We start from the raw sequence: 8,462 nt of genomic DNA, 5'->3' as shown, positions 1-8,462 counted from the left end.
CCCCTCGACGCCCCTCCCTCCGCCGCCGGCCTTCCGCGTCCATCACCGGAAGCTGCGGCTCGACGCCGACCCGGAGCAGGCCTTCGTCACCCTCTTCGGAAGCCAGGAGCACGCCTTCTGGTTGGACAGCAGCCGCGTCGAAGCCGGCCTGTCCCGCTTCTCCTTCATGGGCGACGCCTCGGGCCCCCACGCCGCCGTCATCCACTACCAGGTGAACCCACGCCGGCTCACCGTGACCCGGAGCCAGGAAACGGAGGCGCACGCCACGGAGCTGTTCGCCTTCCTCCAGCAGGAGCTGACGCGGCTGCGAGCACCGCCCTCGGGCCTGCCCTTCGACTTCCAGGGCGGCTTCGTGGGCTATCTCGGCTACGAGCTGAAGCACGACTGCGGCGCGAGCGCCCCCCACCCCTCATCGGATCCAGACGCCAGCCTCGTCCTGGCGGACCGGCTGCTGGCCTGGGACCACCTCGAACGCACCGTGTACCTCGTGGCGCTCGCCCCCGAGCACGAAGCCGCCCAGGTCCAGGCCTGGTTCGACGCCACCGAAGCCAGCCTTCGCGCCCTGCCCGCCCTGGCGCCCGTCGCTCCGGGCCCGGGTGCTCCCTTCCCGGTCCGCCTCGCCAGGAACCGCGAGACCTACCTGGCCGACATCCAGCACTGCATGGCGCAGCTGCACGAGGGCGAGACGTACGAGGTCTGCCTCACCAACAAGCTCCTCGCGCGCACGCACGTCGAGCCCCTGTCCCTGTACCGGAGTCTGCGCCGGCTGAACCCCGCGCCCTACGCCGCGTACCTCCGCCTGGGGACCCTGGGCATCGCCTGCTCCTCGCCCGAGCGCTTCCTGCGCGTGGACGCCGAGCGCTGGGTCGAGTCCAAGCCCATCAAGGGCACCCTGCGCCGCGGAGCCACGCCGGCCGAGGACGAACGGCTGCGCCAACTGCTGGGCTCCCAGGAGAAGGACCGGGCGGAGAACCTGATGATCGTGGACCTCGTGCGCAACGACCTCGGGCGCGTGTGCGAAGTGGGCTCGGTCCACGTCCCCCGGCTCATGCACGTGGAGTCGTACGCCACGGTGCACCAGCTGGTGAGCACCATCCGGGGCCACCTGCGCGAGGGGCTCACGGCCGTGGACGCGGTGCGCGCCGCCTTCCCGGGAGGCTCCATGACGGGAGCCCCCAAGGAGCGCACGATGGAGCTCATCGACCGGCTGGAGCAGGAGGCCCGAGGGGTGTACTCGGGCGCTATCGGGTACTTCTCCGCCACCGGCGCGGCGGACCTGAACGTCGTCATCCGCACGGCGGTGGTCCGCCCCGGGGAGGTCAGCATCGGCGCGGGAGGAGCCATCGTGGCGCTCTCGGACCCGGCGGCCGAACTGGACGAGATGCTCCTCAAGTCTCACGTCGTCCTGAAGGCGCTGAGCACGGCGCTGGGGAGCCCGGACGGGTGGCCCGAACCCGACGGAACGGCGGGAATGGCCTCCGAGCCCCCCTCCCCATAGGGGATGGGAAGGCCCTCCAGGGCGGGGCTCCCGGGGCGGCGGCGTCCCGGGTGGCGGGGAAAGCCCCTCGATTCCTCCACTGCTGGACGGCCGGGGCTTCCGTGACCGTCGCATCTGGCGGGACGCTGTTATAAAGCGCCCCCCATGCTTGAGACCGTCACCAAGGGCTTCCGGGCCGCCAAGAACCGCCTCGCCGGCAAGAGCGAACTCACCCCCGAGCTGGTGGACGAGTCGCTGCGAGACATCCGCGTCTCCCTGCTGGAGGCCGACGTCGCCTTCGACGTGGTGAAGAAGTTCGTCGCCCGCGTCCGCGAGAAGGCCGTGGGCGAAGTCGTGCAGACGTCCGTCACGGACGCGGGGGGCCAGAAGCGCAAGGTCAGCGCGATGGACCACTTCATCAAGATCTGCCACGACGAGCTGGAGGCCCTGATGGGCCCGGTGGACACGAGCCTCCACCTGAAGCCCAAGGGCCAGCTGTCCGGCATCATGATGGTGGGCCTCCAGGGCTCCGGTAAGACGACGACCACGGGCAAGCTCGCCAGCCGGCTCCTCGCGGAGGGGCGCAAGCCGCTGCTCGTCGCCGCGGACATCTACCGCCCGGCCGCCGTGGATCAGCTCAAGGTGCTGGGCGAGCGGCTGAAGGTCCCCGTCTACCACGAGCCCGGCGTGCAGCCGCCCGAGCTGGCCAAGCGGGGCTACGCGGCCGCGCGCGAGCAGAAGTGCGACGTGGTGCTCATCGACACGGCGGGCCGGCTCGCCATCGACGAGACGCTGATGACGGAGCTGGAGTCCATCAAGTCCAACGTGCAGCCGGACACCATCCTGCTCGTGTGCGACGCGATGATCGGCCAGGACTCGGTGCGCACGGCGGCCGAGTTCGACCGGCGCCTCACGCTGGACGGCTTCATCCTGACGAAGCTGGACGGTGACGCGCGCGGCGGCGCGGCGCTGTCCATCAAGGAGGTGACGGGCAAGCCCATCAAGTTCCTCGGCATGGGCGAGTCGATGGACAAGCTGGAGGAGTTCCGTCCGGAGGGCCTCGCGGGCCGCATCCTGGGCTTCGGCGACATCGTCGGCCTGATGAAGGACTTCGAGAAGGTCGTCGACGAGAAGAAGGCCGAGGACGACGCGCGCAAGCTGCTGTCCGGCCAGTTCTCGATGAAGGACTTCGTCGAGCAGATCCGCATGGTCCGCAAGATGGGCCCGCTGAAGGACCTGCTGGAGAAGTTCCCCCTCTTCGGCGACCTCACCGAGCACCTGAACCCGGACGAGAAGGAGCTCACGAAGATCGAGGCGATGTACGACTCGATGACGCAGAAGGAGCGCCTGCGTCCGGACATCATCAACGCCAGCCGCATCAACCGCATCTCCAAGGGCAGTGGCCGCAAGCCGGAGGAGGTCCGTGAGCTGCTGCAGAAGTTCGGGATGATGCAGCAGGTGATGGGCACCATCGGCCAGAACCCGGGCCTGCTGGGCCGCATCCCCGGCTTCAAGCAGTTGGGGCAGCTGAGCCAGATGAAGAACATGGACCTGGGCAGCATGCTCGGGAAGGACCCGAAGGCGCTGGAGAAGGCCATGGCGGGGCTGGGAGGCATGGGCGGCATGCCCATGCAGCTGCCGCAGATCGCCCCGGGCTACACGCCGCCCATGGGCCAGGCCGCGATGGCCAAGGCCCGCCTGATGGGCTACGCGCCCCCGTCCGTGAGCAAGCCGGACGACCGCGACGCCATCAAGGAGCGTCGCAAGAAGGAGAAGGAGAACAAGAAGAAGAACCGCAAGAAGAAGTAGTCCGCGGCCTTCTGAAGTCCCCCTGCCCGCGCGTCCCCACCCGAAGTCCGGGGGCGGCGGGCAGACGTGTTTCCGGAGGCCTCCGCGTCCGGACGGAGAGTCCTCTGCCATGGACGGGTATGGCAGTGTTCTGCCTCGGGACCGAGCCGGTCCCGACCTTGCAGAACACGCCCCCATGCCCAACTTGAAACACCTGTTGCTGCTCGGCTGCATCGGCCTGAGCCCCGCCTGCATCGACGTTCCCCCGCTGGTGGAAGAGCCGCCCAAGCAGGACGCGGGCGCTCCCGACGCGGACTTCACCTTCACGGCCGTCCCCCTCCAGGAGCAGGTCCTCCCGGGAGGAACCCTGGACTGCGACATCCAACTCACCTGGACTGACACCACCGGAGGCGCCGTCACCTGGAGCCTCCTCTCCCCGCCCGCGGGCATCGAGCTCCAGTCCTTCACCCTGCCCAGGGGAGAGACGCGAGGAACCCTGAGCATCCGGGTGGGGGCGGACACCGTGCCCGGCCCCTACACGCTGACGCTGCAGGGCAAGAACGGCACGGTGACGAAGCAGGCCACGGTGGCGGTGACCGTGGGTAAGCCCGGGGACCTGGTGGTGAACTGGGTCGTGCCCACGCCCGGCAAGGCGTACACGCGAGGCCCTCTGCTCCTGCAGTTCACGGTGGAGGGAGGCGCGGCCGAGCAGGTGGAAATCCTCAAGGACACCACCGTGCTGGTGAAGCCCACGGGCAGTCCCTACTCGTTCACCTGGGACACCACCTCGGAGGCAGAGGGCACCTACCAGCTGTCCATCCGAGCGACCCGTGGTGGGGCCGCTTTCGTCAGCGCGCCCAGGACGGTCATCGTGGACCGGACCGCGCCCACCGTGGCGTCCTTCCTGCCGGCCAGGGACGCGGCGACCGTGAGCGTCCACGACGCCATCCAGGTCACCTTCAGTGAGCCCATGAATCCGAACTCCGTGACGGAGTCGGCCGTGGGGCTCAAGACGGGGACCGGCGCCGCCATCGCGAAGTCCGTGGCCCTCTCCGCGGACGGCAAGACGTTGACCGTGACGCCTTTGAGCGCCCTGAGCGCCCCGAGTTCTGTCCAGGTGGACCTCACTGCCGCCGCGAGCGCCCTGACGGACCTGGCGGGCAATGGGGTGGCGGCCGCGCCGACGTGGTCGTTCAGTGTACCGACGTGGCTGCCATTGGGCGGCGCAGTCAGCGCGGTTGCGGGCCGGACCTCTGCAGACGACGTCGTGCTGAAAATGGACCGAAACGATCAGCCTACGATCGCGTGGACTGAATCGGACGGTGCGAGCAAGAACATCTATGTTGCTCGTTGGGGAGGGGCTTCGTGGTCCATCCTTGGAAGGGAACTGAGTGGTCTGGCGGGGACAGGGTCTGACGCGATCCAACCTACGCTTCTTATTGACTCACTGAACCGCCCCGTTGTCGCTTGGCGTGAATCGGCGAATTCAGGAGGTATACCCCAGATTTTTGTTCGCAGATGGACGGGAGACGGATGGGAACACCTTCCATCAATTCCTGTGTATTCCGACGACTGGAGTATCTCCCAACCTTCGCTTGCACTTGACTCTAACGGAACGCTGCACCTTTATGCGCTTGGCGACGCCACCGGCATCGCAGAGATCGGGCACTACTCTCTGTCGGCAGGTTCGCAATCATGGGCGCGCACAGCCCTGCCTCGTCCTCCAATGGCTCCGCGAGTCTACTCACTCGCCACCGCCACATTCGAAGGCGATACATACATCGCCTACAGCATCCGCGACACAAGCATGTATGACGATGGAGTTCCCATCGGCATCTCCCAAAACGACTCAACCCCAATGGGGAACCAACTTCTAGGAAGGACATCCTGGAGTCCATCCATCGCTGTAGACAGCAATGGCCGCCCCTGGACAGCCTGGGCTGAATCCCCTTCAAATCCATCGTCCGACGGCAGGATTCAATGGTCTCGTTGGGAGGGCACGAACTGGACCTCACCTCAGACGATCGACTCATCTTCCACAGGCAATACAGAACCCGCACTGGCCATGAGCACAGGTACGCCATATATCCTGGCCTGGAGTGGCATCATCGGCGCCGAACGGAACATTTTCATCAGTCGTTGGATTGCTGGCAACTGGCAACCCGTCGCCCAATCACTCAACGCCGTGACAAGCACGGGCAGTCCAGCAACCAAGCCATCCGTCGCAATGGACTCCAATGGCCGCCCCCTCATTGCCTGGACCGAAGAAGATGCCACTGCGGCAAGCATCTACGCCTTCCGCCTCAACATTTAGCCGCAACCACTCTGAGCGAACACAGTCAACCCACCCGAACCCAGAAAGCGCAAACCCCATGACACACAAACAAGCAAACGCGCTCAAGATTCTCACGACAATCATTTCACTCGTCGCATGCGGCCCCGTATCCAACACGGACGATGCATCCAGCAGCATTGAGGCGTCCTCGCAGACGGCGGACCTCACGCGATGCCGCAAGGACGCCAACCAGCCAGCGGGGTGCGCATATGGCGACTACTGCCTTCAAACTGCAGGTTGGTGCCTTGATGTTCCAAGCCCCACTTGCAGCAACTTCGCCATTCATGGAACCAACTGGGACCCAAGCACATCAACCGGGCCGGTCATCTACGAGGCAACGGCGGTCAGCTTTGCGGTTGACGATGCATTCTGCCCAGAGCCAGGAATGCTTCGAGCGAAATTTCAAATCAAGGCATACGCACCAGAGGGCGATCTTCCGACCAGCCGCGACGGCTTCTACAACCGATTCCATGGCGTCACCCAAGCAGGAGTTGCGTACAACGCAACGGCCATCCAAAATATCGTCACAACCAACAACGCCAGAAACATTGCCTTCAATGTCAGCCTTTGCCTTCCCGGCGAAACAACAAGCTATACCGCTGGCTTTTTCTTTACCGAAGGCAACGAAATCTGCGTCACCGCTTCGTAGAAGAGTTGGAAGCGACCCGGGCGCTCACAAACAGGCGTCACAGAAGTCTTGCGACTGAGCGCACGTCGCGTTTACTGCGGCTAGCGCCTCTCGTGTGATTGCCTCCGACGTTCAGTCTGACGTCGCCTCCTCCTTCGCCAGCAGAAATCCGAGGACTTCGAAGTCCCCTGCCCGCGCGTCCCCATCCGAAGCCCGGCGGCGGCGGGCAGACGTGTTTCCGGAGGGTAACCGTCCGGCCAGTGACGTGCCGGAGGGCTTGATGACAGACGCAGAGCGTGCTCGGCGGGCGCCGCGAGGAGCGAGCTGGTTAGAGACTGAGTTGGAGGGGCGACGCGGGCGGGTCGGCGGTGCGTCGCCGCATCCACTCGTGGGGTAGCAGCTCACCGATGCGCGAGTGGGGGTGCGACTGCACGCGCAGCAGCACGTCGGCGAGGTACTCCTCGGGATTGACGCCGTTGGCCTCGCAGGTGGCGACGAGGGCATAGAGGCCGGCGAGGTTCTGCCCCGCGGCCTCGTGGCCGACGAAGAGAAAGTTTTTACGGCCCAGGGCCGCCTTGCGCAGCGCCGATTCCGAGCGGTTGTTGTCCAGGGGCAGGCGCGCGTCGGAGACGAAGCGAGAGAGGGCGTCCCACTGCTTCAGGGCGTAGGAGAGAGCCTGGCCCATGGGCCCCTTGGGCAGGTGGCGCGGGGCCTGTGCCTCCATCCACGCGCGCAGCGCCGTGAGGACGGGGAGACTCTGCTGCTGGCGCAGCTCGAGGTGCGCGTCCGTGCGCACGACGCCCGCGTCGCGGGCCAGCGCCTCCACGCGGTAGAGGGCGAGAATGAAGTCCAGGGCCTCGCGGGCCTCGGGCGCGGTGGGGAGGGCCTCGAAGAAGCGGCGGCGCACGTGAGCCCAGCAGCCCACACGCACGCGGCCCTCCGGCAGCGTCACCGCGTTGTAGCCGGTATAGGCATCCACCACGAGGGCGCCCCGGGTGCCACCCAGGACTTCCTTCGGCGTCGTGCTGTCCCGGCCGAGGCTGAAGCGGTAACCCAGCAGCCACTCGCCCGCGGGCGTCTGGGTGAGGAAGGTCCAGAGGTAGCCCTGGCGCGTCTTCTTCACGTCCAGCACGCGCATGGGCGTCTCGTCGGCCCACACCACGTCCGCGGACGCAATGCATTGCAAGAGGTGCTGGGACAGAGGCAGCAGTACCGAGGCGGCCTGGTGGAAGAGGTCCGTCAGCGTGCTGCGACTCATGGGCACGCCGCTTCTCTCCACCCGCTGGGCCAGCCGGTGCAGCGGCATAGCGTCCGCGCACTTCGACGTCACCACGTGGGAGAGGAAGCCGGGGCCGTACTCGCCCCTATCCACCACCCGGGCCGGAGGAGGGCGGTGACGACGCCCCGGCCGCACGCGCACGCGAGGACTTCCTGCACGTGCACCTGCTTCTCGAAGCGCGCGGGCACGTACTCGTACACCACCGAGGTGCGGCCCTTGCCCAGGGGCTTCAAGTCCTCGCTGCCGCACGCCGGGCAGTGGCGCTCCTCGGCCGGCACCGCGTGGCGAATCTCCCGCGCCGGGGCCTCCTCGGCCTTGCGCGCGGCCCTCTCTTGCCGCTTTTGCTTCGCGGCCTCGGCCCGGTCTGCCGTGGAGTCCTCGGCCCCGCGCAGCTCCGTCGCCACCGGGGGCAGCTTCTCCGTCCTCTTGCCGAAAAACGTGGCGCTCCAGCGTCGCCATCTTCGCCTCCAGCGACGTCAGGCGCTCCTTGAGCTCTTCGGCTTCCTCGCGCCAGGGGCAGAAGTGGTCTTGGGGAAGCTCACGGGGCACCCTGCCTCAACACGCCTGCGCCACGCCGCGTCCCCGGCCCGGCGCCTCAGCTGCCCGTACGCCCGGGAGGCGTCCAGGCGGGCTGGCGCCTCACCTGGGCCACGTCGATGCCGTCCAGCAGCATGGCCAACTGCGTGGCGTCCAGCGTCACCGCCTGCGCGCCCGCGTCCACCGGGGGCAGCCGGAAGCGGCCCGCCTCCAGCCGCTTGTAGAGAAGCACGAAGCCGCCCCGGCTCCACGTCAGCACCTTCACCCGGTCGCCCCGCCTGGAGACGAAAGCGGTGAGCGTCAAGGTAGATGTCGCGTGAAAGGGTTCAGCCGATGCGCTTCGGCTCCTGTGCTTCCGGTGAGGGGTTGAGGCGCACGGGGCCCGCTGGCGTCCAGTCGCGCGTGTCACGGCTCCATC

5 protein-coding genes and 1 pseudogene are annotated in these 8,462 nt (G+C 67.1%); 4 read left to right on the top strand and 2 right to left on the bottom strand.

Annotated elements, in window-relative coordinates; genetic code table 11:
* The 4 genes from pabB to D7X96_RS39770 form a co-directional block, all read left to right on the top strand.
* Positions 1–1,498, top strand: a 1,498-nt coding sequence (gene pabB / locus D7X96_RS37765; protein ID WP_121771901.1) for an aminodeoxychorismate synthase component I, incomplete at its 5' end; no start/stop codon positions are given.
* Between the two features lie 144 nt (positions 1,499–1,642).
* Positions 1,643–3,286 carry a signal recognition particle protein gene (gene ffh, locus D7X96_RS37760; RefSeq protein ID WP_121725535.1) on the top strand — a complete coding sequence of 548 codons (1,644 nt, stop codon included), beginning with the start codon at positions 1,643–1,645 and terminating at the stop codon, positions 3,284–3,286.
* Between the two features lie 175 nt (positions 3,287–3,461).
* Entirely contained in the window at positions 3,462–5,579 is a 2,118-nt protein-coding gene (locus D7X96_RS37755) for an Ig-like domain-containing protein (RefSeq protein ID WP_158626675.1), read from the top strand.
* A gap of 58 nt (positions 5,580–5,637) precedes the next feature.
* Positions 5,638–6,249: a hypothetical protein gene (locus D7X96_RS39770; protein ID WP_147468507.1), complete on the top strand. Its 612-nt coding sequence runs from the start codon at positions 5,638–5,640 to the stop codon at positions 6,247–6,249.
* A gap of 307 nt (positions 6,250–6,556) precedes the next feature.
* Here the strand turns inward: D7X96_RS39770 and tnpC are convergent.
* Positions 6,557–7,966 (bottom strand): annotated as a pseudogene (gene tnpC / locus D7X96_RS37750) (IS66 family transposase).
* Positions 7,967–8,102: 136 nt separating this feature from the next.
* Complete coding sequence (tnpB, locus tag D7X96_RS37745; protein ID WP_158626674.1) at positions 8,103–8,348, bottom strand: IS66 family insertion sequence element accessory protein TnpB; 246 nt, start codon at positions 8,346–8,348, stop codon at positions 8,103–8,105.
* Positions 8,349–8,462: the final 114 nt, after the last annotated feature.

Source organism: Corallococcus interemptor, assembly GCF_003668875.1.
Taxonomy (GTDB): Bacteria; Myxococcota; Myxococcia; order Myxococcales; family Myxococcaceae; genus Corallococcus; species Corallococcus interemptor.
Note: the sequence above shows the minus strand (reverse complement) of the source record. Positions and strands in the feature narration are given on the sequence as shown.